Source organism: Paenibacillus sp. D2_2 (assembly GCF_031199965.1).
Taxonomy (GTDB): domain Bacteria; phylum Bacillota; class Bacilli; order Paenibacillales; family Paenibacillaceae; genus Fontibacillus.
Window position 1 is genome coordinate 785,001 of the sequence record NZ_CP133605.1, and the last position, 26,641, is coordinate 811,641.

General features: G+C 46.3%; 21 protein-coding genes, 2 rRNA genes, 3 pseudogenes and 1 riboswitch (1 of these 27 running past the window's edge). Of the genes and pseudogenes, 22 read left to right on the forward strand and 4 right to left on the reverse strand.

Translation table 11 applies throughout. The features are described from left to right. Positions 1–255 (forward strand): 23S ribosomal RNA (locus RE628_RS03760); it begins 2,673 nt to the left of the window's first position. Positions 256–443: 188 nt separating this feature from the next. After that, positions 444–560 (forward strand): 5S ribosomal RNA (gene rrf / locus RE628_RS03765). A gap of 551 nt (positions 561–1,111) precedes the next feature. Here the strand turns inward: rrf and RE628_RS03770 are convergent. Together RE628_RS03770 and RE628_RS03775 are read right to left on the reverse strand one after the other, a co-directional pair. Further along, positions 1,112–1,948, reverse strand: coding sequence for an IS3 family transposase (locus RE628_RS03770; protein WP_309159357.1), 837 nt, complete (start codon positions 1,946–1,948; stop codon positions 1,112–1,114). Between the two features lie 91 nt (positions 1,949–2,039). After that, positions 2,040–2,366, reverse strand: a complete 327-nt coding sequence (locus RE628_RS03775) for a transposase (RefSeq protein ID WP_309154793.1) — start codon at positions 2,364–2,366, stop codon at positions 2,040–2,042. A gap of 387 nt (positions 2,367–2,753) precedes the next feature. Here RE628_RS03775 and RE628_RS03780 point away from each other — a divergent pair, with 387 nt between their 5' ends. The 20 genes and pseudogenes from RE628_RS03780 to RE628_RS03870 all read left to right on the forward strand — a co-directional run bounded on the left by RE628_RS03780 (position 2,754) and on the right by RE628_RS03870 (position 24,227). After that, positions 2,754–3,647 carry a hypothetical protein gene (locus tag RE628_RS03780; RefSeq protein ID WP_309157476.1) on the forward strand — a complete coding sequence of 298 codons (894 nt, stop codon included), beginning with the start codon at positions 2,754–2,756 and terminating at the stop codon, positions 3,645–3,647. A 26-nt stretch (positions 3,648–3,673) separates the two neighbouring features. Next, entirely contained in the window at positions 3,674–4,129 is a 456-nt protein-coding gene (locus RE628_RS03785; protein WP_309157477.1) for a hypothetical protein, read from the forward strand. Then, complete coding sequence (locus RE628_RS03790; RefSeq protein WP_309157479.1) at positions 4,096–4,914, forward strand: glycoside hydrolase family 88/105 protein; 819 nt, start codon at positions 4,096–4,098, stop codon at positions 4,912–4,914. Before RE628_RS03785 ends, RE628_RS03790 begins: the two co-directional genes overlap by 34 nt. Positions 4,915–4,988: 74 nt before the next feature. Then, positions 4,989–5,106: riboswitch (purine riboswitch) on the forward strand. 72 nt (positions 5,107–5,178) lie between these two features. Further along, the gene (locus RE628_RS03795; protein ID WP_309157481.1) at positions 5,179–5,802 is read left to right on the forward strand and encodes a DMT family transporter; all 624 of its coding nucleotides are present in this window, start codon (positions 5,179–5,181) and stop codon (positions 5,800–5,802) included. Then, entirely contained in the window at positions 5,799–6,146 is a 348-nt protein-coding gene (locus tag RE628_RS03800) for an EamA family transporter (RefSeq protein WP_309157483.1), read from the forward strand. Before RE628_RS03795 ends, RE628_RS03800 begins: the two co-directional genes overlap by 4 nt. A gap of 193 nt (positions 6,147–6,339) precedes the next feature. Further along, the gene (locus RE628_RS03805) at positions 6,340–6,828 is read left to right on the forward strand and encodes a double zinc ribbon domain-containing protein (RefSeq protein ID WP_309157486.1); all 489 of its coding nucleotides are present in this window, start codon (positions 6,340–6,342) and stop codon (positions 6,826–6,828) included. Positions 6,829–7,003: 175 nt separating this feature from the next. After that, positions 7,004–8,635: a formate--tetrahydrofolate ligase gene (locus RE628_RS03810; RefSeq protein WP_309157488.1), complete on the forward strand. Its 1,632-nt coding sequence runs from the start codon at positions 7,004–7,006 to the stop codon at positions 8,633–8,635. A 91-nt stretch (positions 8,636–8,726) separates the two neighbouring features. Further along, entirely contained in the window at positions 8,727–9,899 is a 1,173-nt protein-coding gene (eis, locus tag RE628_RS03815) for a GNAT family N-acetyltransferase (protein ID WP_309157489.1), read from the forward strand. Positions 9,900–10,164: 265 nt separating this feature from the next. Beyond that, on the forward strand, positions 10,165–11,172 hold the full coding sequence (locus RE628_RS03820; protein ID WP_309159358.1) for a family 10 glycosylhydrolase: 1,008 nt from the start codon (positions 10,165–10,167) through the stop codon (positions 11,170–11,172). Next, entirely contained in the window at positions 11,105–11,269 is a 165-nt protein-coding gene (locus RE628_RS29480; RefSeq protein ID WP_375143038.1) for an alpha amylase family protein, read from the forward strand. Before RE628_RS03820 ends, RE628_RS29480 begins: the two co-directional genes overlap by 68 nt. A 180-nt stretch (positions 11,270–11,449) precedes the next feature. Next, a complete protein-coding gene (locus RE628_RS03825; protein WP_309157490.1) occupies positions 11,450–12,292 on the forward strand; it encodes a MurR/RpiR family transcriptional regulator in 843 nt (280 codons plus the stop codon). 363 nt (positions 12,293–12,655) lie between these two features. Continuing rightward, positions 12,656–13,960 carry an ABC transporter substrate-binding protein gene (locus RE628_RS03830; RefSeq protein WP_309157491.1) on the forward strand — a complete coding sequence of 435 codons (1,305 nt, stop codon included), beginning with the start codon at positions 12,656–12,658 and terminating at the stop codon, positions 13,958–13,960. Positions 13,961–14,153: 193 nt separating this feature from the next. Next, positions 14,154–15,053, forward strand: a complete 900-nt coding sequence (locus RE628_RS03835) for a carbohydrate ABC transporter permease (protein ID WP_309157492.1) — start codon at positions 14,154–14,156, stop codon at positions 15,051–15,053. 3 nt (positions 15,054–15,056) lie between these two features. Continuing rightward, a pseudogene (locus tag RE628_RS03840) lies at positions 15,057–15,895 on the forward strand (carbohydrate ABC transporter permease). A gap of 15 nt (positions 15,896–15,910) precedes the next feature. Beyond that, positions 15,911–16,801 (forward strand): DUF4127 family protein, encoded by an 891-nt coding sequence (locus RE628_RS03845; RefSeq protein ID WP_309157493.1) that lies wholly within the window; start codon positions 15,911–15,913, stop codon positions 16,799–16,801. Continuing rightward, positions 16,801–17,439, forward strand: coding sequence for a DUF4127 family protein (locus tag RE628_RS03850; RefSeq protein ID WP_309157494.1), 639 nt, complete (start codon positions 16,801–16,803; stop codon positions 17,437–17,439). Before RE628_RS03845 ends, RE628_RS03850 begins: the two co-directional genes overlap by 1 nt. 109 nt (positions 17,440–17,548) lie before the next feature. Further along, a pseudogene (locus RE628_RS03855) lies at positions 17,549–19,142 on the forward strand (FAD-dependent oxidoreductase). A 152-nt stretch (positions 19,143–19,294) separates the two neighbouring features. Then, positions 19,295–21,016: a cache domain-containing sensor histidine kinase gene (locus tag RE628_RS03860; protein WP_309157496.1), complete on the forward strand. Its 1,722-nt coding sequence runs from the start codon at positions 19,295–19,297 to the stop codon at positions 21,014–21,016. A gap of 11 nt (positions 21,017–21,027) precedes the next feature. Continuing rightward, positions 21,028–22,371 carry an extracellular solute-binding protein gene (locus RE628_RS03865; RefSeq protein ID WP_309157498.1) on the forward strand — a complete coding sequence of 448 codons (1,344 nt, stop codon included), beginning with the start codon at positions 21,028–21,030 and terminating at the stop codon, positions 22,369–22,371. Between the two features lie 257 nt (positions 22,372–22,628). Beyond that, entirely contained in the window at positions 22,629–24,227 is a 1,599-nt protein-coding gene (locus RE628_RS03870) for a response regulator (protein WP_309157499.1), read from the forward strand. 152 nt (positions 24,228–24,379) lie between these two features. Here RE628_RS03870 and RE628_RS03875 read toward each other — a convergent pair. Beyond that, positions 24,380–24,636 (reverse strand): annotated as a pseudogene (locus RE628_RS03875) (GlsB/YeaQ/YmgE family stress response membrane protein). A gap of 113 nt (positions 24,637–24,749) precedes the next feature. Then, the gene (locus tag RE628_RS03880; protein ID WP_309157500.1) at positions 24,750–26,639 is read right to left on the reverse strand and encodes a CotH kinase family protein; all 1,890 of its coding nucleotides are present in this window, start codon (positions 26,637–26,639) and stop codon (positions 24,750–24,752) included. Positions 26,640–26,641 lie beyond the last annotated feature (2 nt).

Below are 26,641 nucleotides of genomic sequence, written 5' to 3' on the forward strand. Positions count from 1 at the left end.
TTGAGAGGAGCTGTCCTTAGTACGAGAGGACCGGGATGGACGCACCGCTGGTGTACCAGTTGTTCCGCCAGGAGCATAGCTGGGTAGCTAAGTGCGGAAGGGATAAGCGCTGAAAGCATCTAAGCGTGAAGCCCCCTCAAGATGAGATTTCCCAATTAGTAAGACCCCTTGAAGACGACGAGGTTGATAGGCCTGAGGTGGAAGTGCAGCAATGTATGGAGCTGACAGGTACTAATCGGTCGAGGGCTTATCCAATTATTAAAACGCAAAATTAGTTTCGTATCCAGTTTTCAGGGAGCAAACCTATACATTGAGTAATTCAAGTGATTACTTAATGGAAGATTGCTTTCAGCATTTGGCGATGCTGATACCTGAACCAAGCTGCATAACCTTTTAATAAGGAGATGCAGGATTTCGAGAAGCACTAGCTTCGACAAATCATGTTTGGTGGCGATGGCGGAGGGGTTCCACGCGTACCCATCCCGAACACGACCGTTAAGCCCTCTAGCGCCGATGGTACTTGGACCGAAGGGTCCTGGGAGAGTAGGAAGCCGCCAAGCAATAAGAACCACTACCGATCACGGTGGTGGTTTTTTTATCCCCAAGTGGATAACTAGCGATTGAATTAGCTCTAACCTACGGTTATCCTCAAATTGTACACGGTTGTTCACATTTTCCTCTGTATAAATCTGATATTCACCAGCACAAACGAAAAATATATCGATTTAGTATGAACTATGCACAGTCTTATGCACATATCCAGTTGATATATTAAGGTTATATATTTCTATCCACATAAATGAGGCGGCATGAACTCTATGCGCCAATTTGTTATCCACAATTATTGAATTAATTATCTGAGGTATGATCCAAGGAAGTTTATTGGTCGAAAATGATATGATGATGTTGGGGTTATTTGTATTTAAATGAATTTAATGCTAATTAGTTTTTAAAGACATCTAGAGATGTGAAAAAATGCATAAGTGCATCCTTTTAGATAAATAATTGTCTGTTTCTATGTAATTCCTGCAGAAGCGGTTCGGCCCCCTAAATCTGGAGTCTGACCCGAGTAAAATACTGTATTCGTAGTCTAACGCTATATTTTAAAGTTTTACAAAGATCTATAGAACTGAGACCGATCTTCGAACTGCATAATCCAACTAGAAAATTGGAGTGGAGACATCCGTTTCAGACTGCCATGCATTCTTCGGTTGTTGTAGAAATCGATATAGTTATCTATCGATTCATAGGCGGCCTCCATCGTCTTGTATTCTATTTTGCTGAATAGATTTTTCTCCACAATACTGTGGAACGACTCAATATAAGCGTTCATATTTGGAGTTTTAGGAGGGATTCTTTCGTGTGAAATGCCCCAATTTTCACACGTATCTCCAAATAAAGCACTGATAAATTGAGGTCCATTATCTGTTCGGATCGTGGGTAGCGATTCTCCTGGCTGGATCCGGGACTCTAGTGCCTTTCCCAGGACTTGAATTGCATGAGTAGCCTTACATTCAGAGCCTCGGTAATAGCTCACAATAGCGCGGTCGAATACATCAATGATACTGAGCAGGAAAAAGAAGCGGTCACGTCCTGTTACGTAACCATATTTAATATCCATTTGCCATAACTGATTCGGACCGGTGACTAGACGATTTCTAGGCAATCGACGAGGATGCTTCGTTCTTCTCTCTCGATACTTTTGGAGAATCCCCAATTCACGACACAAACGGTAAGCTTTCTTATTATTCAAAATGAGACGGTGATCCTTACGGAGGCACTCAGCAAGCAATTTATACCCATACTCGTTCTCTTCGCCTTCTGTAAGCTCTACGAACCACTCTTTAATCTGTTCGTCGCTTACTCTGGTACCGTTTTCCGTTAGGGAATAACCTGGGCATGGACGCCCTTTACGAATGCGTGTTACAGGCTCATCATGTTGGCCTATTCTTTTTTTCGTGCATAATAGCTTGACTCAGCCAACCCTAAGATTCGCAGTACCAGTGCTGCATAATATCCCTGCTTAATAAACTGGTCTGCTATTTCGAATCTTTCAGATAAGCAGGGTTCTTCTTTTTTAAGAGTTCACGCAGGATTTCGATTTCTAATTCCTTTTCGCCTAGGATCTTTACAGCGGTTTGGTATTTCTCTTCGACTTCCTGCAATCTTTTTAATTCCTGTAGCTGTTCATCTGCAGCGGGTATCTCATGCTCTTCGATTTGATCTCGATACTCCCTGATCCAACTACGAATAGTCTCAGGATGAACTCCATACTTACGGGACAATACGGCTACCTTAATCCCTGCTAGTGCCTCACGGACCACCTGTAAACGAACTTCTTCATACGCTTTATTCTTTCGTTTCATTTCGAATCTCCCCTTTATAAATAGTCTAATTTATTGGAGGGTAAGACTCCACTTTTATTAGGGGGCCGTGAGGGAAGTGCAGGCTTTTTTTATTATTTCCTTGGAATTGAGAGAACAGCTGTGAAAAAACTGCATTATTGCAGGAATTTCTAATCCTGAGGTGATACCTACACAAAACAACTGTATTTCTGCAGGGATTTTGCTGTGAGGCCACCACAGATATGCTAATAGCGCAACAGTCGATTCAATGAATATTGAAAGCATTCGCACATTTGTCTCCTATAAAGTGTTGTTAGCCCTATGTTACGATTTTAATAGTATCAATATATTCAGAGGCTGGCTGCTAACGGAAGGCCGGTCCGACAGTAGATAGGGGACAGAAGTGTGATGATAAAGCTACTTGAGAGTATATACGACAAGACCGGCACAGATATTCCTTCCGCACTGCAAGCACTAGCAAACCGTTACGTAGCTGATAATCCGGTTGAGCCTTATCGGTATCGTGCCTTTAATCGGGAAGGTATACAGCGTGCAACGGATTTTCGCTATTTCTTTGATTTAGCGGATCGTTTTCCCGAGGCGAATGTTGGGCAAATAAGTTATGCCTGGGGAAAGATGTGGAGCGACAAACCTGATACGGAGATGACCTGGCTCGCAACGGCTTGGGGACCACTTGAGGTGTTCGTGAACGGACAGAGCATATACCGTTCGCTACCGGGTGATGAGCGACCGAAGGTGAATCGGGAATGCCGTACTCTACTGAGTGTAGGCTGGAATGATATCGTGCTTAAATTTACGAAGACGCGGGCTGGCTTCGGCGGCCGATTCGGAACAACGAGCAGCAAATGGGTGATCTTCAATTCAATTATTGCCTCCAAGGAGCGAAGCGGTCAGGAAGGTTGGTTATTCAGTAAGCCGCTTGATGAAGCGGTGGAGGAGCTGCCAGTTGCTGGACAATCGGAATTTGAAGGGGCGCTGCAATGGTGCCCGCATCTAGACTGGACGGAAGAGCAGAAGCTGATGACGCCAATGGAGAGATTATACGGCAGATCTAACGGACTTACAGCTTTCGCTTGGGCGAAGTTTCAGGCGAATGATGTTACAGAGCAGATTTACCGCATAACAGGAACCAGCCATGGTGCTACAGTGTTGTTTATAGACGGTGTGGAAAGGTACCGCTGCGAACAAGCCGGAAGGTTCGAGCTGGAGTTGGATTTGACTTTTGGCTCGCATCAATTGGTGATTCGTGATACCGCTGCTCCTTCCTGGGTACAACAGTAACCGTTATGTCCGGAGAAAAGCCTGTTATGCTGGAGCAGCCAATCCCAGTTCACGGGTATCCGGGGGCTTGGCTGTATTTAGGTCCATTTGAAAATCAGTATATCCCCGATATAGTCGAGATGACAGAACTGCATCGTGTACACGAGGATGGCGGGCAAGGGATTTACTGGCGAGGCGATATGCCTGAAGCCTGGATTCGGCCTTACTTGGAGGCGCCACTATTTGGGAAGTGGAATTACCCTGTCGGAGTGACTCTGTACGGATTGGTAGAGATGGGTAGAATGATGAATCGGCCTGATCTCATAGCATATGCGGCAGAGCATACGGCTCAGACTGTAAAATGGAACCCTTATACAACCTGGGATTACGAACAATATAAGGGACAGGGATTAACCAGTCCATTGCAGATATCGATAGTCTGGACGATTGTGGCTCCTTTGGCTCTACCATGCTTGAGATTTACCGAGATAATCAGCAATTAACCGGCGTGGAATCAGTTGCACATATGATCGCCACCTATATGAGTGAGGCACAGGAGAGACTACCTGACGGAGCCTTCTACCGTAAGCATTCCCAAGGCGAGGATACGATGTGGGCAGATGATCTCTATATGAGCGTCCCCTTCCTATGTCGTTATTATCAGCTGACGGGAAATGAGGAGTATATCAATGATGCAGCGAGACAATTCCTGCTGTTCCGAGAGTACTTATATATTCCTGAAGAGAAGCTAATGTCCCATGTGTATGATTTCGAGCAGGGTTTGGCGACGGGAGTACCTTGGGGGCGCGGAAATGGCTGGGTACTCTTCTCCTTGTCCGAGCTTCTGACTGTTCTGCCAGAGAGGCATCCGGAGCGGGAAGAATTGTTGGAAATGTTCCGTACATTAAGCGCCGGCTATCTTGCCCATCAGAGTGAGGAAGGCCTGTGGCGCCAGGTTATCAATGAACCGGATGCCTATCTGGAGACTTCTTGTACGGCGATGTTTATCTATGCATATGCACGCGGCGTACGGTATGGCTGGTTAACCGATAAGTCATCCTATTCGAACAGCGCTGCCATGGCCTGGAACGGCTTGACCCGCCATAGTATAGATGCGCGTGGAAATTTGTACGGAGTATGCCGCGGTTCAGGATATTCACATTCCAGTCGATACTATAAGTATGATCTACTGCCGCAGCTCAATGATACGCATGGGATCGGCATCGTTATGCTGGCTGGCGTGGAGTTACTACGATTAACCCAATGGCTACAAGTACCATCGGATTAATTAAAGAACTTGCATTGACAGTCTCCCTCTTGTCATGTAATATTGTCTGAGTGTGTTACCATGGTCTGAACCATGAACGAACTATATATTACTTTCGTATAACCTCGCAGATAACCGTACTTAAAGGTTAGAGTGGGCGAGGGTTTCTACAGGAGCCGTAACTTCCTAACTACGATATTGAGAATGCACCATGAATTCTCATATCGTAGTTAGGATTTTTTGCGTTTCCTGGATTTAAAAGCTATCAAGGGGGAGCAATAGAAAATGAAATTGAAGTACTTATTATCCGTTTTTATTGGAGCCAGCAGTTATGGCATATTGTCGACTATAGTTGTACTTGCATACGGGCATGGCTACCAGCTTGGTGAAGTGGTAGGTACCCAGTTGCTAACAGGCTGCATTTTTGCATGGATGCTGGCGCTGTATACCAAGCTCAAAGAGAGACGCAAACAGCGGGAAGAGCAGGGGAAACCAGGAAGCTCCATAAATACAACAGTAGATTCCTCGTCGAAGCTGACCTGGAAGAAGAGATTGCTGCTTATGTTAGTTGGAACACCTACGGCCATAACTGGCCTCGTATATTATCATTCACTGCAGTATATCCCGGCATCACTGGCAATTATACTATTATTCCAATTCACATGGATTACCGTGTTGATTCAAGCGATCAGCAAGCGCCAACGGCCGAATGGTGTTATGCTGTTCACACTTGTATTACTGTTTGGAGGTACATTGCTGGCCGCCGGGCTAACGGGGCAGACGGGTGGTCGGTTCTCTGCAATCGGGATTACGTTCGGATTGCTCGCGGCCGTGAGCTACTCCATGTTCGTTCTCTTTAGCGGTAAGGCAATGACATCTATTAACCGGCTTATCGTAGTGCTTGGATGATTACGGGTGGGCTCGTGCTGGTCTTTATTCTATTCCCACCGCATTTCTTATTTAATGGTCTGCTGTGGAGCCAGCTATTGTTGTTCGGGTTCTTGCTCGGTTTCTTCGGAGCATTCATTCCTCCGGTTCTGTACGCCATTGGCGTACCTCAAATCGGCGAAGACATGGCCGGGATTCTAGGAGCTGTAGAGCTTCCGGTGGCGGTATTGCTCTCCGCTCTGGTTCTCCATGAACAGGTGACGATGCTACAATGGGTAGGAGTTGGCGTGGTTCTACTAGGGGTCATCTTCCCTCAACTAACTAAGCTACGAATGAGAGCCGTGGATAAGGGACGATTAACTTAATCTATTTATCGTTTATAAGCCGTCTTCGGTCTGCTGGAATGCAGGCCAGGGCGGCTTTGCTTTTCGGATAATCTATATTATGATCAAAAGAGAGCACAGCAAAGATCAAAAATCGACGAACTTCTTCGTTATTTTCAGGTATGATTAGGAATAGAATAATGAACTGACATTAATTCGAAAGTAGGGGATTGAAATGGGGATCTTTGATAAATTGAAGGATGGCGCATCCAAAGCTGCAGACCTGGCCAAGGATTCTGTGGAGATTGCCAAGATCAATTCGCAAATCTCCGGTAAGCGGAAGGAAATTGAGAAGAGTTATTTACTGATCGGCAAAGAGGTATACGATGCTTACACCAACAAACAACTGGATACACTTGAATCGTTAGTTAAAGAGCAGAGCAATTTGATACGTGGGCTTGAGGAAGAAGTCGAGCAATTAGAATATAAGATTAGACAGATTAAGGATGAGAAAGAATGCGTCTGCGGTAGAGTGGTGCCAATGGATACTAAATTCTGCCCGTCCTGCGGACATCAATTCGAGGAAATAGTCAAGGTAGTTCCTGTCGAAGAACAGACTGCTGACGAGATCATTATCGTTCAGAAGCATTGCGGTTCCTGTCATGAAATCGTTAATGAGTCAGATCTTTTTTGCGAGAAGTGTGGAAACCGATTAGCCCCTTAGAATGATCACAGTAATTGTAACTAGTAAAGCAGGTTGATGACCAAGATTCAGGGTTGTCGGCCTGTTTTGTTTGATTGTTCTTTTTTGCACATACTAAATGATCCTGTTCATGTACAATATAACGGTGTAGAATTTAAGAATTCGCAATTTAAGCTCATGGAGGTTGCCTTAAGGAATGAAGCCTATTATAGATGTAGCTAAGTCTTTCGGAATTGATGAGAAGTATCTTGAACTGTACGGGAAATATAAATGCAAGATTGATCTGCAAATAAGAGAGGATCTACAGGACCACACAGATGGTAAGCTGGTGCTCGTAACAGCGATGAACCCCACGCCTGCTGGTGAAGGAAAGACGCTGACGACGATCGGTCTCTCACAAGCGTTAAATGCTATTGGCATCCCTACGATTGCTGCGCTTAGAGAGCCTTCACTCGGTCCTTGCTTCGGTATGAAGGGCGGAGCGACGGGCAGCGGTAAGGCGGAAATTTTGCCGGCAGAAGATATTAATCTGCATTTTACTGGTGATATTCATGCCATTACTGCAGCTCATAATTTGTTGTCTGCGATGATCGAGAATCATATTTATCACGGAAATAAGCTCCAAATGGATACGCAGAGGATTGTATGGAAGCATGCGATGGATATGAATGACCGCAGCCTGCGGCGAATTGTGTGTGGCATTAGCGATGGTAACGGTAGTGTGCATGAATCCGGATTTATGATTACTACTGCTTCAGAAATTATGGCCATACTCTGCTTAAGTGAGGATTTACAGGACCTTAGACAGCGGCTTGGTCGGATTATCGTCGCTTATAATATGGAGGGAGAGGCGATAACCGCGGAACAGATCGGGGCTGTGGATTCCATGACCGTGCTGCTGAAGGATGCCATTAAGCCGAATATGGTGCAGACCGCAGAAGGAACGCCTGTCTTCGTTCACGGTGGCCCTTTTGCGAATATTGCTCATGGTTGCAGCAGTGTGATCGGTACCAAGACGGCGCTGAAGCTGGCGGATATTGTAGTGACCGAAGCAGGGTTTGGTGCTGATTTGGGTGCGGAGAAATTTTTTGATATCAAATGCCGACAGTCCGGGCTTGATCCAGCCGCAGTTGTGCTGGTGGTGACGATTAAAGCGCTGAAATATAACGGCGGCGTATCCAAGAATGAATTGGATGTAATGAATATTACTGCGCTGCAGGCAGGGATGGCCAATATGGAACGGCATATAGAGAATATTCGCAAATTTAAGGTTCCGGTTATGGTCGCTATTAATCACTTTGCGCATGATCATGACGAGGAAGTAGCGTTTGTCGTTGATCACTGCCGTCGTCTTGGAGTTAGAGCTGAGGTATCTGATGTGTGGGCTGAAGGTAGCGCCGGTGGTCGTCGGATGGCCGAGACATTGCGGGATATTCTGCAGCATGAGACGGCTAGCTTCACACCTTTGTATACGAATGACAGTAACCTGATGGATAAAATAGAGACGATTATCCGTCAAATTTACCGCGGGGCTGGGGCAAACCTGACTTCATCCGCACATAAGAAGCTGGAGCAGATCGAGCGTCTTGGATATAGCAATATGCCAATATGTATGGCCAAAACGCCTTATTCATTCTCTGATCAGCCTGCATTGCTTGGTGCACCGGAAGGTTTTACCGTACAGGTCAAGGATATTACGCTGTCTGCCTGTGCCGGGTTCGTCGTCGTTCATACCGGTAACATAGTTACGATGCCTGGATTGCCGAAGGTTCCAGCAGCGGAGCGAATCTATCTGGATGAATCGGGGAAAGTGAACGGATTAGTGTAAATAAGGGTGGAACAATCTGGATTTCCAAGTTACTCTTATATCTATAGGGTGTCTGACTATATCAATCGGGACACGAAATGGAGGGGATCCAATGGAAATCAGACAATTGGTTGCAGAAGAATTCGATATTAGCATGGATCTAGGAGAGTATGCGTTTCAGTACAAGTTGTCTCCTGTCGAACGGACTGAACGGAGAACCCGCTTCAAGCCGGAGCAGGCTTGGGGAGCTTTTGAGAATGGACAACTGCTAGCAAAGCTTAACCTGCTACCTCTGCAGATTTATATTCATGGCAAGCCTTTTGATATGGGAGGCATCGCTGGTGTAGCTTCCTGGCCGGAGAATCGCCGCAGTGGCTTGGTGCGTGGCCTGCTTACCCAGGCGTTACGCGTCATGAAGGACCAGGGTCAGATGATCTCCTGTCTGAATCCTTTCTCGTTCGCTTATTATCGTAAGTTTGGCTGGGACTTACTGACCGAGCATCGCAAATATACCATTCCGGTGAATCAATTTCCGGCCCGTAAGAGTTTCGAGGGTACATTTAGAAGGGACCTAAAGGATATTGAACTGCTGGATCAAATATATCGGCCTTATGCGCAGAAATATAATGGAACCCTGCTTCGTGATCGCGATTGGTGGGAACGGTCAGTACTGGATGAAGATGGACATGATGTCGTCTATTTCTCGGAGGATGGCACTCCGCAAGGATATGCTCTCTACAAAGTTGCAAAACGAGAGCTGACGATCGATGAATTCGTCTATCATAACGAAATGGCGCGTGAGGCATTGTGGACCTACTTCGCCAACCATGATTCCATGGTCAATCAAGCGGTAATCACATTCGTTCCTATGGATGATTTCCTGCCATTCCTACTCGATAATCCGCGCTTCAATCAGGAGATTATTCCTTACTTCATGGCCCGGATTGTTGATGCTGCACCGTTTATTAATGAGTATTCGTTCCAGGCATTGGAGATGGAGACTACGTTGACGCTACGGATTGAAGACACGACGGCGCCATGGAATCATGGAGTCTGGCAGCTTCACGTATCGCCTGAGGGAAGAGGACAGCTGAGCAAGATTAGCGGAGCTACGGCTGATGCTGAGCTCGCTTGTGATATCCAGACCTTGACGACAATGCTTATGGGATACAGACGTCCGCAAGAACTGTTCCGTTACGGTCGATTGGCCGGGGAAGAGTCTGCCGCTGCCACGCTGGAGCGTGTTATTCCGCATGGAACGACTTATCTGATGGACTCATTTTAATAAAACAAAAAATAGCAGACAGCCACTCTTTTCTAATAGAAAGGGGTGGCTGTTTTAGAATCTAAAAAAGATATTATCTCCAAAAACAACAAAATTAACGGTTATAATCTCCATTATAATGATATAGTTGTAGCGTAAGCTAATGATCATCAAGAGAAAAGAGAGGGATAGCGATGTTTTCAAAGATTGAGCAAGGCGCTAACATCTTATGGGTTGATTTCCTAGCAAATGGGCTGAGGCTATCTGACCCGGAGGAACAACGGAGATTGGGGAAAACGCTAAACGGGCGGGCATCACCCACATCGTTGTTGACGCGAAAATACCTTACGGCCATACTACGTATCCAAGCCAATTCGGCTACCATGTTAGCCGCTGGTCTGACGGACGCTATGATATGTGGAGGGATCGCGACTTCTTGCAGGAAATGATTGATGCGCTCCAGCCGACGGGTTTGAAAATATTAGCGAATATTGATGTGTTTGCCGAGGGGACAGCGGAATCGCGGGATGGAGTCGCCTATGACCATAAAGAATGGCAGGTTATGTTCTACAATCCTAGTCTGTTATCTGCTCCAGTGGCAGCGGAGAATGCTTCTGACCAGACGATCTTTGTTAACCCGATCCATCCAGAGGTAAGGCGTCACGAATTAGCGATCATTGAAGAAATCACGGCGCACTATGAATTAGACGGAATTGTTCTGGACCGCTGCCGTTATCCGAACATATATGGCGACTTCAGCGATCTAAGCCGGACGATGTTCGAACAGTATATCGGACAGCAGGTAGAGCAGTGGCCACAGCAAATCATTACTGTGCAGGAAGACCCGGAGGGAACGAGACAGGTAGAATTCGGGCGTTGGTTCGGGAAATGGGCGGAATGGAGAGCTCTGAACATTAAGAATTTTGTAAAAGAAGCAAAGCAGCTCGTAAAATCGCTTAAGCCCGATTTATTGTTCAGCATCTATGTCGGCTCATGGTATCCGTTGTACTATAATGAGGGGGTCAACTGGGCAAGTGAGACATATCGCTCCGACCTGCCTTGGGTATCGGAGGATTACCACCGGTCCGCTTATGCCGATGAGCTCGATTTTCTCATGACAGGCTGTTATTACCCGGAAGTGTATATTGAAGAAGCGCAGCAGAATGGTCGCCCTGCGTCCTGGTATAGTGTTGAGGGGGCGATTGACATTAGTATGCAAGCGGTCAATGGACAAATACCTGCTCGTTGCGAGTCTATACCTGAAGGATTACGCAGGAGATGTAGAACAGTTTAAGAGAGCCATTCGCATGTGCAAAGAAAGATCCCACGGTGTCATGTTATTCGATGTGGTATACCTGGAAGATTATAATTGGTGGGAAGAATTGGCCTAGGGGACATGAGAGCTTACAAGTTTAATGCTGTGAGAAAGGGCGCATCCCCCTTGTCCTTGCCTATTCAACACGATCCCGATAAAATAGAAGAAATCAATCTTCTGAATAAGTCGAAAAGAAGATAAAATTCTATCATTGGCCGATTGAAAGGGGACAGTGCACTTGTCAACCACACAAGGGATGGGAAAGACACTTTTAAATATACGAAGTCATCTGAACGGACTTACCAAGGCCGAGCAAAAAGCGGCCGAATATATTCTGGATAACGCCTCCGATATTATTTATCATTCCGTAACCGAGCTAGCGGAGAAAGCCGATGTAGGAGAGACAACGGTGCTGCGTTTATGCCGGAAGTTGAAGTTTCAAGGATTTCAAGATTTCAAATTGTCCTTGGCGCAAGATCTGGTGAAACCCATTGATCATTTGCTTCAAGAAATAACAGAGGATGACGATTCTTCCGCGTTAAATGAGAAAATTATTGCTAACCATATCCGCACCTTGGAGCAGACGAGAGAACTGGCTGTTTCCGATCAGTTGGATAAAGCAATCGATGCGTTGCACCGGGCTCGCTTTATTCATTTTTTTGGCGTGGGTTCTTCTGGACTGACAGCGATGCAAGCGGCACATAGCTTCTCGAGGATAGGTAAACCAAGCAGTGCAAAAGCAGATACTCACTTTCAGGCCATGGAAGCGGCCTTAATGACAAAGGAGGATGTGGCGGTCGGTATTTCGATCTCCGGCAGTACGAAGGATACGATTGAGAACTTGACCTTAGCCAAAAAGACAGGTGCCACTATCATCGCCATCACAAGTAATGCCCGTTCCCCGATTACGAAGGTGGCGGATATCATCTTGCTAATGATCGCCAAGGAGAATCCGCTACAAGGTAGCTCGCTCTCCGCCAAAATCTCACAATTGGCTGTCATCGATATTCTAAATGTGGCCGTCTCGCTACAAATGAAGGACGAGGCGCTGAAATTCAGAGAAATAACAGCCAGAGCCACTTCTGAGAAACTGTATTAAAGCCGACCACCTTAACATCACAAAGAGACTATTTCTACATGGAGAGCCTTTCGAGGCTCTTTTTTTGTGAGTGCCATCTTCATAAAGGGAAGAACATATAATTGTTAAAAAGAAATAATCTTTTATTATTCAATAAATAGTGGAGATTTTCTCCAAAGCATGTTACAATGAATTTGCGAGAGAGGAGAAAGTTTCCAAAACAGATGCTTTATCCGGAAAATTTCACCGAGCATTAGCGGAAATCGTATAACTAATTATGCTCGTTTTGTAAGCGCTTAACAAAACCCGGATTGGCAGATTTACAGTCATTTCTTCTCTTGACTATAGAAAAGATAGATTTTAAAGAAGAGAGGGTGTTGTAGCATGAGTTTCAAAGGTAGAAGATTTATTTCGTTACTATTGGCATCAATAATGATGGTGGGTCTATTGGCGGCGTGTGGTTCGAGTTCGTCGGATAACAAGGGGGCTGCTTCGAGTGGGAACAATGATAGCAAGAAGCCCGCAGAACAAGTCACGGTAGAGTTCTGGACAATCTCATTGCAGCCGACCTTTGATGATTACTTCAACAAATTGATCGCGGAATATGAGTCGCAGAATCCAAATGTGAAGATTGATTGGAAGGACTACCCTTATGATGCCGTACTGAACAAACTAATGACAAATATTGCGGGCGGCGATGCACCGGATGTTGTAAACCTCAATACGGAGCTTGCCAACCAGATGGGAACGAAGGACGCGCTGGTTGACTTTAACCAAGAGCTGACGGCAGAGCAGAAAGCAGCTTATTTCCCAGGTATCTACTCCTCAACGGAAATGAATGGCAAAGCGTTCGCACTCCCTTGGTACACCGCGCTGCCAGTCTTATTCATGAATAAAGATCTCGTGGAGAAAGCAGGACTGAATCCTGACAATCCGCCGAAGACGAAGGAAGAATTGAATGAGTGGGGACGCCAGATTAGACAGAAAACCGGTGCTTATGGCTACATCTTCACGATGGAAGCACGCACTTTGCTGGAAGAGAACTTGCCGTTCTTGACTGAAGATTATAAGAAGGCAGCTTTTAATACACCGGAAGTAGAAGAGTATATTAACGAGAATCTACAATTGTTGAAAGACGGCGTCATTCCAAAAGATATCATCAATTACGATAAGCAAGTGCAGTACTTCGCAAGTGAGCAAGTGGCTATGTCCTTGTCCAGCTCGCCGTTCATTAACAAGATCAAGACAGCGGCGCCGGATGTATACAAGAAGATGGTTGCTGTACCAAGTCCGGTTGGTAAAGCGGGTATCCGCTATTCCAACACAATGAACCTTGTCGTGCCTTCGGCAACATCTCATAAGAAAGAAGCGGTCGACTTCGCAGTATTCGTCTCTAATGCGGCCAATCAGCTCGAATTCTCGAAGATCGCAAATACTTTGCCTTCCACAGTAGAGAGCGCCAAAGATCCGTTCTTCTCGGAGAACGACGGAACTCTGGAAGGGGTGGCCAAGACTGTATCTGCAGTCAGCCTCGATAAAGCGCAAGATTTTTACCTCGGTGTTGAGAGTGCCAAAGATATTAATCAGACCGTCACAAAAGCATTGCAAGAAATCTATTTAAACGGTGCTGATGTGAAGAAGAAATTGACTGAGGCTGAGAATGACGTGAACAAAATTTTGGGCAACTAAATACGTAAAGTTGGGCAGGCTCGTCCTGCCCGATTCTTATAGATAAAGAAATATGTTCAAAAAGTCCAGTTTTCAGCACCGGAAAGCCCGGCTGAATTCAAGATTCGATGCCGATATTACTTCCTGAGTTACTTCGGGATCAAAAGTGGACTTTTTGAACTACCTCTTATAAAGGCGGTGGAGGAATACTATCATGAAAAAAACATCCTTCTTTACCAGATTCGGCAAGTCAGAAGCGTCAGTTGCTTGGTTCTTCATGACACCGGGTTTGATCCTACTGGCCCTTTTTGTCTTTTGGCCGATTATTTACAGCGTACCGCTGGCGCTGACGAATTACTCCGTTATAGGCAAGACCGAATTTGTCGGTTTTGATAATTTCGTCAAAGCGTTGCAGGATAGAAGCTTCATCACATCGCTGGTAAACTCGTTGCTATATGTCATTGTTGTACCATTTATTCAGATCTTCTCTATTCTTATGGCTATTCTAGTTAATAGCAATGTCAAAGGAATTAAAATCTTCCGGACTGCTTATTACATCCCCGTAGTTACTTCCATGGTTGCAGTAGCGCTTATTTGGGGCTGGCTGCTCAACCAGAATGGGGTTATCAACTATGTGCTGTCCAGTGTAGGTCTAATGCAAGAGAAGATTACCTGGCTGTCCAATAAAGACACAGCACTGTGGACGCTTATGTTCATTACGATGTGGAAGGGCCTTGGCTACTATATGATGATTTATTTGGCAGGATTGCAATCCATTCCAAAGGATCTGGTAGAGGCTGCGATGATTGATGGCGCGAACCGAGCTCAGACGATTCGTAAAATTACAATTCCACTGCTGAAGCCATACGTCTTTTTCTGTACGCTTATTTCACTAATGGCGGCAATCCGTGTGTTTGATGAAGTGTTCATCCTGACGATGGGTGGACCAGGGGATGCTACCTTAACATCGAGCTTGTATATTTATCAGCAAGGCTTCCAGCAATTTAATTTCGGCTACTCTTCGGCACTTGGCTTAATTGTCAGCGTCATGATTGCTGCGCTTAGTATCGTCATCTTCAGATTCAACCGGAAGGGTGGTGTCAATCCATATTAATGGATGCATGATATGAGAAAAAAACCACTTCGTGTTCTGAAATTAATAGCGCTGTATGGAGCTTTGATCCTGTTTGCTATTTTTATGATGGGACCATTCCTATGGATATTAAGTGTGTCGCTCATGCCCGGCAAAAATGTGTTCAGCTCTCCGCCGGCGATCTTCCCGACATTTATCGACTTTGATAATTACGTCCAAGTGTGGAATTACATGGACTTTCCAAGATATTTAATGAATACCGTTATCATTGCTCTAATGGGCGTCGTTATGAACATCTTTTCTCCTGTCTAACGGCCTATCCGCTCGCCGTGTTTCGGTTCAAAGGACGGGATCTTATCTTTGCACTACTGGTAGCAACGATGATTATTCCCGCTGCAGCCGGCATGGTAGTTAACTATTTGACGGTAAAAGCACTAGGCTTGATGGGCGGGTTTCTTGCAGTCGTGCTTCCTTCAGCGGTTACTGTGTTCAACGTATTCCTAATGAGACAGGCGTTTATGGGCATGCCACATGAGCTACGCGATTCCGGCAAAGTGGACGGTGCCAGCGAATTTCGAATTTGGCTGCAATTGGCCCTGCCGATTGTGAAGCTGGCGATCGCCGTTATCGGACTATTGGAGTTCATGGGGATGTGGAACAGCTTCCTCTGGCCGATGATTGTGCTTAATGATACGAAGCAGTATCCGATCGCGTCCGCGCTCAGCTTTTTGAATGGCCAATTTTCCTATAATTTTGGCTGGATTGCCGCTGGGACCGTCATTTCGGTAATACCGATTATCATCGTGTTCCTGTGCACCCAGAAATATTACATGGAAGGTGTATCCGGAGCAGTTAAAGGATAGGAGGATACTTTTCACATGAGAAAAATAATATATATTCCACTGGACGAACGTCCGTGCAATTACGAATTTCCGGCGCTTCTTGCTGCGGGTACGGATTATCATGTCGTCCGCCCGGATTTGAGCATCATGGGGCTGAAGAAGCGACCCGGAGACATCGAACAGTTATGGGCCTGGCTATTCGAGCAGGCTCAAGATGCAGACGGAGCGATTGTAGCTCTGGACACATTGTTATACGGAGGAATTATCCCCTCACGTCTGCATGGGCTGACGGAGGGACAATGCGGGGAGCAATTGGAGAGGCTCCGTCAATTGAAGCAGATCAATCCGGCATTGCACGTATTTGCTTATCAACTCATTATGCGTTGCCCGCGGTATTCCAGCAGTGATGAAGAACCGGATTATTACGAGAATTGGGGCAGGGAGATTTTCCGACGCGGATATATCCGCCATCGGTTGGAGCTCGGCATCGCAACTGAAGAAGAGCAAAGTGAATTGCAGCAAATTGAGTCAGCTTTGCCAGAATCCATATGGCAGGACTACACGAAGCGCCGGTCTGTCAATTTGGCGGCGAACAAGAGAGCGATCGAACTGGTGCAGGACGGAGCTGTCGACTTCATGATCATTCCGCAGGACGACTCGGCTCCTTATGGTCTGACTGCGGTGGATCAGCAGCACGTTCGTGAGCATGTCAAGAAGTGTCAGCAGCAGCTATCTGTCTATATGTATCCTGGGGCCGACGAAGTGGGATGTACACTGCTTGCGCGCATGATCAATCATTTTGAGCGTCGCAAGCCGCGGGTGCATGTCCATTTTGCCAGTGTACAAGGGCCGTTAGTGATACCTCTATATGAGGACAGGGTACTATATGAATCGGTGAAATATCAGATTATGGCGGCTGGGGGTTAATGTCGCCTTCCTTGGCAGAAGCCGACATGGCCCTATGCATTAATACACCGGGCGAGAGCATGATGGAGTCGAATGATCAAGGACGACCTTATTTGGGGTATCAAGTATACCGGAATCTCGTTGAACTGATAGAGATGGCCGATGATATTGTTCACCGACTCGGTAAGCCTTGTGTCATAGCTGATGTCGCTTATGCTAACGGAGCAGATCTTGAATTGCTACAGTTGCTACGCGATAAGAAGTTGTTGTTCGAACTGGCTGGTTATGCAGGCTGGAATACAAGTGGTAATACGCTCGGGACCTGTATTGCGCAAGGCATGATCTATGCCGTATATGGCAATACGCAGCAGCATCGCGATTTCCTGTCACTGCGATATGTGGAGGATGGAGGCTATTGTGCCTCCGTGCGTAGGGATGTAAGTGATCGGGTGTTGCCTGGTATGGGATACAATTATTTCTCTATCGACGGTCAACGGGGACAAATTGCTGAACAGGTCAGAGCTGAATTGACTCGGTTCATCGAGAAGCATTTGAATGACCCAGAGAATAATTATGAGATCGTGATCGACGATTGCTATATGCCATGGAGCAGGATGTTCGAGGTCGGGTTAAAGACGCATGTCCGTGATACAAAGTAAGGGTTCAAACTTCGCTAATGTGCGAGGATCTACACATTTGCAAATAACAGAAGAGGCGCAAGAACAGCTCAAGTTGTGCTGGACGCGCCGGAGAAGGAGCCAGCGAGAGATGAATAACGAGCGAATGACAGACGTCGTAGTCCTTGGCGGCGGGTTGGGCGGATGCATGGCCGCTTTGGCTGCAGCCAAAATGGGCGTGAGTGTGATCATGACTGAGGAGACGGATTGGCTCGGCGGTCAGCTGACAAGTCAGGCGGTTCCGCCGGATGAACATCAATGGATTGAGGAATTCGGTTGCACAGAGACGTATCGCGAGTTCCGAGACCGGGTGCGTGCTTATTATCAAGAGAACTATCCGATGACGGAAGAAGCAAAGAATAATGAGCTTCTTAATCCCGGCAACGGTTGGGTGAGCCGCTTATGCCATGAGCCTAAGGTGGCACTACGCGTCATCGAGGATATGTTGGCCCCGTATATGAACAGCGGTCGTATCACGGTATTGTATCATTTCAGACCAACTGCAGCCTCAATGAACGGAGATCTGATAGAGAGTGTGACTGCTAGTCACATAAGCACAGGTGAAGAGGTCGTGCTAAGGGGAGCCTATTTCCTCGATGCTACGGAATGCGGAGACGTGCTTCCATTAGCGGGGGTTGAATACGTAACAGGCGCGGAGTCCAAGCATGATACAGGCGAACCACATGCGCTGGAAGAGGCGAATCCGCTTGATATGCAATCGATCACCCATGTGTTTGCCCTCGATTATATCGAGGGCGGCGATTTCACGATTGAGAAGCCTGAGCAATATGATTTCTGGCGCCAGTTCGTGCCGAAGCATACGAATATTCCACTGTTAAGCTGGTATGCAAACGATACGGACGACGCGGAGAAAATGAAGGAGTTTGCATTATTTCCAGGCGGCACGGACGCTTCCGGGCGGGAGCTTCTGTCGCTATGGACGTATCGCCGTATCATCGACCCGGCTTTGTTTGAGTCTGGGTTATATGAAAGTGACATTACCTTGATTAATTGGCCACAGAACGATTATTTTCTGGGTTCAATTATTGACGTTTCTGAAGCAGAACGGCAGGAGCATCTGGCGAACGCCAGACAGTTAAGTCTCTCGCTGGTGTACTGGCTTCAGACTGAAACGCCTCGCCCGGACGGGGGAAAGGTTATCCGGGCATCCGGCTGCGCACGGATGTTCTGGGTACGGAGGACGGACTGGCGAAATATCCGTATATTCGTGAGTCGCGCCGGATCAAAGCAATGTATACCATCAAAGAGCAGGATGTCAGTAAGGAAGTTCGCGGGGAACAAGGGATTTGCCGTTATGACGATAGCGTCGGCGTAGGCAGCTATCATCTGGATGTTCATCTGACGACTGTCACGAACCGGACGTTCTATATTCCGAACTATCCGTACGAGATTCCGCTCGGGCGCTACTGCCGATCCGGGTCAAGAATTTACTTCCCGCCTGCAAAAATATCGGCACCACTCAAATTACGAACGGATGCTACCGCCTTCACCCGACAGAATGGAATATCGGTGAGTCGGTCGGTTATTTAGCAGCCTATGCGTTACAGAACCAAGTGACGCCGCATGAAGTGCGCGCTAATACGGAGCATCTTCGGGCATATCAAGCACTGATTCAGAAGCAAGGCGTTCAGATCCACTGGCCAGATGATCTACATTTGAGCTAAAGTGTTTGACTTCAACTTCGATAGAATAGAATGAATCAAAAGGCAGCTACTCCTTTATAGAAAGGGGTGGCTGTCTTTTATATGCTAGCAAAGGAATATAAGTTAGAAACGAAGAATAATAGAGATTAGTAGATTATAGGGGGAGGACATTAATGAAGCTCCGTCGTAAAATCTTGCTAGCTATTATTCTTCTTGTGTTTATCCCTGTAATCCTAATGGGATCGATTTCATATTACAGCTTCTCGCACGCGATGGAGAAGAAATCAAGTAACTTCTATTGGGTATCCCTACTGGAGACCGATCGGAAGCTGAAGTTTGCACTCAGTGAGCTCACAACCATCTCGAATTCGGCGATTACACAACCGGTAATTCAGAAGACACTGAAGCAGGCGGATGTTGCAATTACTTATGAGCAGAAGCAGGATATTAACAATTTGATTAACCATCCGATGATTACTTCCTTCGGACTCTATTCCAAGAGTAAGCTGCTGTATCAGTATAATGAAGCGATGTCTTTCCAGGAATTGAGTACACAGAGCTGGTTCAAGGCTATGAGACAGGCTGAGGGCCGTCCAATATGGGTTGGACCTGGAGAGAATGGCTCTGCTGCTACTGGGAACCCGGTTCTGATTCAGGCTAGGATGATTAAAGATTATTACTCGCTTGAGGATATCGGGGCCGTCGTTATATATTTGAAACCGGATTTGCTCGATCAGGTGTTCTGGGACGCTGCGACACTCAAGCAGGGGGATATTCTGCTGGTGAACAAGCAAGGGAAGATCGTGTTCGACAAGTCGGGTAACCATATCGGGGAGACGACTGAATTTCCGTTTCTGGCCGACGGTTATGACCATGAACGGGGATATTACGTCGATAAATATCTTGGTGAGAAGTCGTTGATCACATACTTGCCTTCTTATAATAAGGATTGGTATTTGGCAGCTATAACGCCTAGCCGAATGATTGCTTCGGAGTCTATCCCGATCCGTAATATCGCTGTAATTCTGGTGTTGGTTTCACTGATCTCTGCCGTTTTATTCGATCGCTATTTCGTCCGCCGACTCGTAGGTAGTATCATTAGTGCCGTTAACGGGATGAAGCGGGTTCAGCAAGGTATTTTCGTGCCGATTACGGCTTCTGTCAAAGCGGATGATGAACGTGATTTGCTTATCGATGGATTTAACCATATGAGTAAACAGATTGTCGAGCTGATCGAGCAGGTTCAGACGGAACAGAATCGCAAGAAAGAAGCTGAATTACAGGCTCTTGTGGCGCAGATCAATCCTCATTTTATATATAATTCGCTTGAATCGATCAATTCGATGGCGGTACTCGAGGGTAACCGAAATATTAGCAAAATGGTCGTGTCGCTCGGAAAGCTGTTGCGTATTAGCATTAGTGAAAATCAGGAGATGATTTCGTTATCCATGGAAATGGAGCATGTTCGCCATTACTTGGATATCCAAAAATTCCGGTTCGGAGATAAGTTCTCTTATCTTATTGAAGTGCCGGAGGGCTTGAAATTTTATCAGACGCAAAAATTGATCGTTCAGCCTATTGTAGAGAACGCATTGTACCACGCGATAGAACCGATGGAGGGGAATGGGGTTATCTCTATCACGGCTGGGGAATATGAGAATGATATTGTCATAGATGTCAGAGATAACGGGCCAGGCTTTGACCAGGCTACTCTATTAAGCCTATGGAGTAAGGATTGGAGCAATCTCAAGAAATATCGAGAGAACGGCGTAGGATTGAAAAATGTCCACGAGCGGCTTCATATTCAATTTGGTGGGTATTATGGCATAATGATTTGCTCCTCCCCCGGGTTTGGTTCGATTATCAGAATCCGCATTCCAAAGATGGTGTCATAAGGGGGAGAGAGATGAAGTGGATTTTGAATTGGAGCTGGGTTGTATTATATGCATTTGTACTGGCTGTATCAGTATTAATTATCATCGCAAATGGAAGTGAACCGATTGAGGAGCCTCAGACGGAGAAAATAACGTTAACCTTCCGGCATTTCTGGATCAAAGAGCATGATCGGCAGATGCTGAATATTTTTGAAGATGTCGTAGAGGCTTATCAGGCTTCCCATCCGAACGTAAAAATTAACTTCGAAGGGATGGACCAGACGGTACACCGCGAACAGAAACTGAAGAGCGAGATGGTAACCGGGACTCCTCCGGACATGTTTGTGCTGTTCGGTGGTGCAGAAATTGAGCCTTATGTCCGTTCTAACCGTCTCATGGATCTCACGGAATTTGTACAGGAAGATGGGCTTGAGAATGAGTTCCAAGATCTTCATCTATGGACCTTCGATAATCATGTATATGGATTGCCGATTGAGGGGAATGCAGAGCCGCTCTATTATAATAAGCTTATCTTCGAGAAGCTTGATATAACTCCACCAAGAACGTTGGATGAACTGGACTTGGCGATCAAGACCTTGAAGAATTACGGATATACACCATTTGCGCTTGGAAATGAAGAGAGATGGCCCGCCGCGATTTATGTCCAATATCTAATGGATCGATATGCTGGGCCTCTTCTCATCCAGCAGTTGGCGCAGGGAGATATGGACAAGAGCTTCAATTATAGCGCTTATATGCTAGCGTTTATGCATTTCAAGAAATGGGTTGGAGAAGGTGCCTTCACTTCACCCGCCAATGATTTATCGACCGAGGATGCAATTGATTCCTTTACGAGCAGTCGGTCGGCGATGTATCTGAACGGGAACTGGGACATTAATTTATTCCATAGTAAAGGGGAAAAGACAGATTTCCAGGATCAAGTGGGGGTTATCCCGTTTCCGTCAGTTCGACCAGATCAACAGCGCTCGCTAGCAGGCGGCTATACGATCGGCATCGGTTTGTCGTCTACTCTCGAAGGCAGCAAGCGGGAGGCGGCCATTGAATTGCTTAGAATGTTCTATACCGAGGAAGTCCAGAGCAGAGTTGTATATGAGGGACTGCGGATTCCTTCCATGAAAATCACTTATGATTCCGAGAAGACCGGACCGGTATTCGCTCAGGTTATCAAATTAATGGAGGGTAATAAACAAACCTTTGTACCTTATGATAATGCACTAGCGCCGGAGGTCAGCAAGACCTTTCTTAAAGTGATCGAAGGAATGATTCTGAGCCAGACTTCTCCGAAAGAAGCGTTAGAACAAATTCAACAGACCTCAGATCAATATTGGAAGCAGCAAAAATCTTCACCGAATTAGTGGAGGTTCAAAAAGTCCGCCTTTCAGCACCAAAGCTTATGCTTCCGATGTGCGTTTTTTCAAAACGCTTCAGTTGGATTAAGCTAGGGACTGAGGAGCGGAGCGTACGTAGTGGGTACGTGAGTACCTAGGATGTTCCGTAGGAAACATGACTTCGTAAGCATCTGCCTAGGCCCGGGTGAATTCAAGATTCGATGTCGAATAAACTTTCAGTGTTACTTCGTGATCAAGGGAGGACTTCTTAAATATCTGGAGGTGTGTGGAATGGAACAGAGTGGGGGAAGTATCGGGTTATTCTCGTTGATGATGAACCGATTATTTTACGGAGCTTGAAGGTGGCGATCCCCTGGGGAGAACTGGAACTCGAGATCGTTGGAGAAGCGCGGAATGGAGAAGAAGCGCTGCGTCTCGTTCGTGAACTTGCTCCCCATATGATTATTAGTGATATACGGATGCCCGGTATAGACGGAATTACATTAATGAAAGAAGTATTGGCGGAGGATTCCAAGCGATTGTTCATTTTTATTAGTGGATATGGGGAATTTGAGTATGCCAGGGAGGCCTTGAGGCAAGGGGCGTTCGATTATCTGTTGAAGCCGATCGATCATGACGAGATGATTGAGATGATCCTTCGCGCGAAGGGGATCTTGGAGAAGCAGATGGAGAATGATAAGTTTCTACATTCGGTGCAAGTTCTGGCGCTGCTAGCCCGTGAGCGGATGTTTGCGGAGGTAATTGAGGGCAACCACAGTCAGAGCCCCCTGCAGCATATGCGTTGGCTGGAGAACAGCGAATTGGAAGAAGAGTATTTCATGGCGGTCCTACAATTGGATCATTATTTGAAGCTAAACAGAGTGTGGTCTCTCGAAGAACGAAGGCTGTGGCTATTCGCCATCCGCAATATTCTTAGCGAGTGGTCACTGTCCCAAAAGGCGCTCACGGTATTTCCCTTTCACAGCGGGGAATGGGTTCTACTCTTTCCGGGCTCGATGAATAACGAGAAGGAGCGGCTCGGGATCGATATTATTCAACAGATCAAATTGAATACGAAATTGCCATGCTCCATTGGCTTCAGCCAGCCTGTCATCGGTATTGAGCGATTAAGTCAGGCCTATCAGAGTGCGGCAAAAGCGTTGTACCAGCGCTTCTACAGCGATGAGGAAGGGGTATTCATGGATTCGGTTCAGGGCTCCGGCGGTGCAGGTGAGCCGAAATATCCGAAACATCTGGAATTTTCTATGTTGGAATGTATTCGCACCCTTAATCATGATAGGCTAATGGAATTGCTTGATGAGACCCGAGCTTATATTGAAGATGAGTCCTTCTCCAAGGAATCGGCCGAGCGGAGTATTGTCGAGCTGACCATCGTCATGTATAGAGAATTTGAACATATGAATCTACTTCCTGAATGGTCGTTGGAAGGTCTGCTGCAGGAACTGCATTCATTGGGTGTACTTAGTGAGATGATCCAGTTATTGAAGCATAACCTCGGGAAGTGGATCCGCGAAGGGAAGCAGAACGAATCTAAGGAAAATGTTCATGCGATCATTACCAAGACAAAGTCCTATCTCGACAATAATTATCATAAGGACCTCAGTGTAGAAGAAGTATCCGAGATTGCTGGACTCAGCATTAGCCACTTCTGTATGCTTTTTAAGCAGGAGACAGGTTATACTTTTCTGGAGTATTTAACGAATTGTCGGATCGAGAAGGCTCAATATATATTGAAGAATAGTCATGTTAAAGTCTATCAGGTTGCTCCGTTAGTTGGTTATCAGGACCCGCGCTATTTCACGCAGGTGTTCAAGAAAGTGACGGGGATGACTCCGTCAGAGTATCGTGAAGTAGGTGCATGAGACAATCAAGTGTTACATAAAAATTTTTTGACGTATCTAGGGGAGGAGATGGATAGACAAAGAGAGGCCAACCAGAGTTTTCTGGCTGGCCTAAATGTCTGACTGCTTATAGATGTAAGCAACGAATTCTGTCTCTGAACTTTGTTCTAAAGTTAGGTACGGCTCTTCCGCATAGAACGCAAAATCATGCTGACGATAAGGACAAGCACAATCGCCCCAATGAGGGCGGGACGAAGTAGAAGCCGCCAATGACGGGTCCCCAATTTCCGAGTATAAAGCTGCCCAGCCAAGCCCCGATAAATCCGGCAATAATATTGCCGATGACTCCACCAGGAACATCTCTACCTAGAATTAAACTAGCCACCCAACCGAGAACACCACCGATTATTAATGACCATAAAAACCCCATACATGAACACCTCTGCTTTTAAGTTGGTTTGCATTTACTATTTACTTAAAAGGGGTGTTTTAAACATGTTTTTTTGAGATTTGGATGATATTAATTATGCTATGAACAAGCTTTTATCTTCTTCTGCGGAAGCGGGCTACGAACACACAAGCGAGTATGATAATGACTAATGAGATGCCAGTTGCAATTGCATCACTTGTGTTACCTGCGGCTTGGTTGGCTCCTTGGCCGAATTCTCCAAATCCTCCGGGACCACCCTTGAAGCCTTCAGGGAAGCCACCTTCGAAGCCGCCTTGACCACGTTCACCGTTCCACTGCGGTAAATTCCCCTGACCGTCTACTCCGCCTTGCTGGGGTTGATCAGTTTGGCCTTGCTGCGCCGGGTTGCCTATTCCGCCCTGTTGAGTATCTTGTCCATTGGGAGCACCTGCATCGTCGGGCATCTGCTGCATTTGGACATCGTTCGCCCCCTGTACACCTTGCCCGTTATTGCCTGGAGCCATGGCAGGTCTGTCACCACCCATTCCAGCGCCGCCTCTACCACCGCCCATGCCACCGCCCATGCCGCCGCTGCCAGAGCCGTCGCCTGATGAGGGGATAGTACCGTCTAACTGCTGTGCAATGTTCTCAACTTGGGAAGCGTTGCTGCTTATTAATTGCGGTAGAGCCTGCTCGTACTGCTCATAAGTGTAGAACGCAGTGGGGTCTGCCTTAACATATGAACTGATCATTGCGGACAATTCATTAACACGTGCTGTGAAGGTATCGTTAGCTAGATAGCCTTCAATAGCTTCCTTCAGAATGTTATGATACTCTTCCTTATATTCATCGACCGCAAAGAGCTTGGCTACCAGCGGGCGATCTGCTAACGCACCTTGGGTGGGTTCGTCGATCAGCAGCTTGCCATTGTTATTGTTGCCTTTGGCTGCATCACCGACCGGATCAGGACCCATATTTCCTACGTCCATTCCGTTCCCGTTCAGGTTCGCTCCAGCATTATCCTTTTGGCCCGCGTCGTTTTTGCCCATACCACCGATTCCGCCCATACCTCCACCAAGGCCGCCAAAGGCCATATTATAGTCCCAAGGCAGGATGGAGATGACACCTTCATCTTCGTACAAATAGTAATTTTGCTTGGTTTGGCCGATATAGCTGTCGGTATTGTCCGTGGCAACATTCAGAGCAAAGTATTTCAACGCTGTCTCAACGCTAATATATTTCTCATAATCGGAGCCGTTGTTCAGCTCATTTAGCATATCGATCAGAACATTACTGCCCGAGGTTTTGGATTTTTGAACCAATCCGGTGTAACTGCTCAGATCATCCCCGAGCCAGGTCAGATCACTACCGGTTCCAGTCATTTCTGCTTTATAGAGGGCGCCATAGGAATTGCCGAAATGACGTTCCAGATAAGCGTCTCCGATCTGTTCTACCGCAAGATAGAATCCCCAGAGCTCGTCGTTGATGTAGACATTGACGTATGAAAACTTCGGCGTCGGAAGCCCCATTTGCGCGGCAAGTTCATAGGTCAGAAATTCACGCATATAGGAAGCATCACTATAATTGTTGTTCAGGTTAATTTTGCTGATGCCATTCATCGTCTGGTTAACGTACTCATCAAAAGAGAGCTTGAAGCTATAACGGTCGGAATCCTCCATTTGCACGACACTTCGTAAGGTCAAGTTCCCTTTGGTACGAATTCCGATATTATCAAAATGTTGGCCATTATAATCAACGGATGCTATCTTCATTTCCTCGGCGCTGGCATTGTCTAGCATGTCCTGGAAATCATCATCATTAATTGTTATCTTTACGTCTACTACTTTATCTTTAGGAAAAACCTCTTCATCCAGCTTCTTTTCTTCCTCCGAAACCGTTCTCTCTGTCGTCTTCCCCGTATCCCCATTAGTTGCGGTTTGGCTACCGACATCGCAAGCAGTAACCCCGAAGACCAGTATTAATGAACAAAGGCATAGAAGAAGATTTGAAAGTTTGGCCTTCATCT

Bases quoted from the DNA above. Each gene is read 5' to 3' on its own strand.
- RE628_RS29480 (WP_375143038.1), top strand. From the start codon at position 11,105: ATGGACAAATACCTGCTCGTTGCGAGTCTATACCTGAAGGATTACGCA.
- RE628_RS03785 (WP_309157477.1), top strand. From the start codon at position 3,674: ATGCTGGAGCAGCCAATCCCAGTTCACGGGTATCCGGGGGCTTGGCTG.
- RE628_RS03830 (WP_309157491.1), top strand. From the start codon at position 12,656: ATGAGTTTCAAAGGTAGAAGATTTATTTCGTTACTATTGGCATCAATA.
- RE628_RS03810 (WP_309157488.1), top strand. From the start codon at position 7,004: ATGAAGCCTATTATAGATGTAGCTAAGTCTTTCGGAATTGATGAGAAG.
- RE628_RS03825 (WP_309157490.1), top strand. From the start codon at position 11,450: ATGGGAAAGACACTTTTAAATATACGAAGTCATCTGAACGGACTTACC.
- RE628_RS03865 (WP_309157498.1), top strand. From the start codon at position 21,028: ATGAAGTGGATTTTGAATTGGAGCTGGGTTGTATTATATGCATTTGTA.
- eis (WP_309157489.1), top strand. From the start codon at position 8,727: ATGGAAATCAGACAATTGGTTGCAGAAGAATTCGATATTAGCATGGAT.
- RE628_RS03790 (WP_309157479.1), top strand. From the start codon at position 4,096: ATGCTTGAGATTTACCGAGATAATCAGCAATTAACCGGCGTGGAATCA.
- RE628_RS03850 (WP_309157494.1), top strand. From the start codon at position 16,801: ATGTCGCCTTCCTTGGCAGAAGCCGACATGGCCCTATGCATTAATACA.
- RE628_RS03800 (WP_309157483.1), top strand. From the start codon at position 5,799: ATGATTACGGGTGGGCTCGTGCTGGTCTTTATTCTATTCCCACCGCAT.
- RE628_RS03775 (WP_309154793.1), bottom strand. From the start codon at position 2,366: ATGAAACGAAAGAATAAAGCGTATGAAGAAGTTCGTTTACAGGTGGTC.
- RE628_RS03835 (WP_309157492.1), top strand. From the start codon at position 14,154: ATGAAAAAAACATCCTTCTTTACCAGATTCGGCAAGTCAGAAGCGTCA.
- RE628_RS03860 (WP_309157496.1), top strand. From the start codon at position 19,295: ATGAAGCTCCGTCGTAAAATCTTGCTAGCTATTATTCTTCTTGTGTTT.
- RE628_RS03795 (WP_309157481.1), top strand. From the start codon at position 5,179: ATGAAATTGAAGTACTTATTATCCGTTTTTATTGGAGCCAGCAGTTAT.
- RE628_RS03780 (WP_309157476.1), top strand. From the start codon at position 2,754: ATGATAAAGCTACTTGAGAGTATATACGACAAGACCGGCACAGATATT.
- RE628_RS03805 (WP_309157486.1), top strand. From the start codon at position 6,340: ATGGGGATCTTTGATAAATTGAAGGATGGCGCATCCAAAGCTGCAGAC.
- RE628_RS03845 (WP_309157493.1), top strand. From the start codon at position 15,911: ATGAGAAAAATAATATATATTCCACTGGACGAACGTCCGTGCAATTAC.
- RE628_RS03880 (WP_309157500.1), bottom strand. From the start codon at position 26,639: ATGAAGGCCAAACTTTCAAATCTTCTTCTATGCCTTTGTTCATTAATA.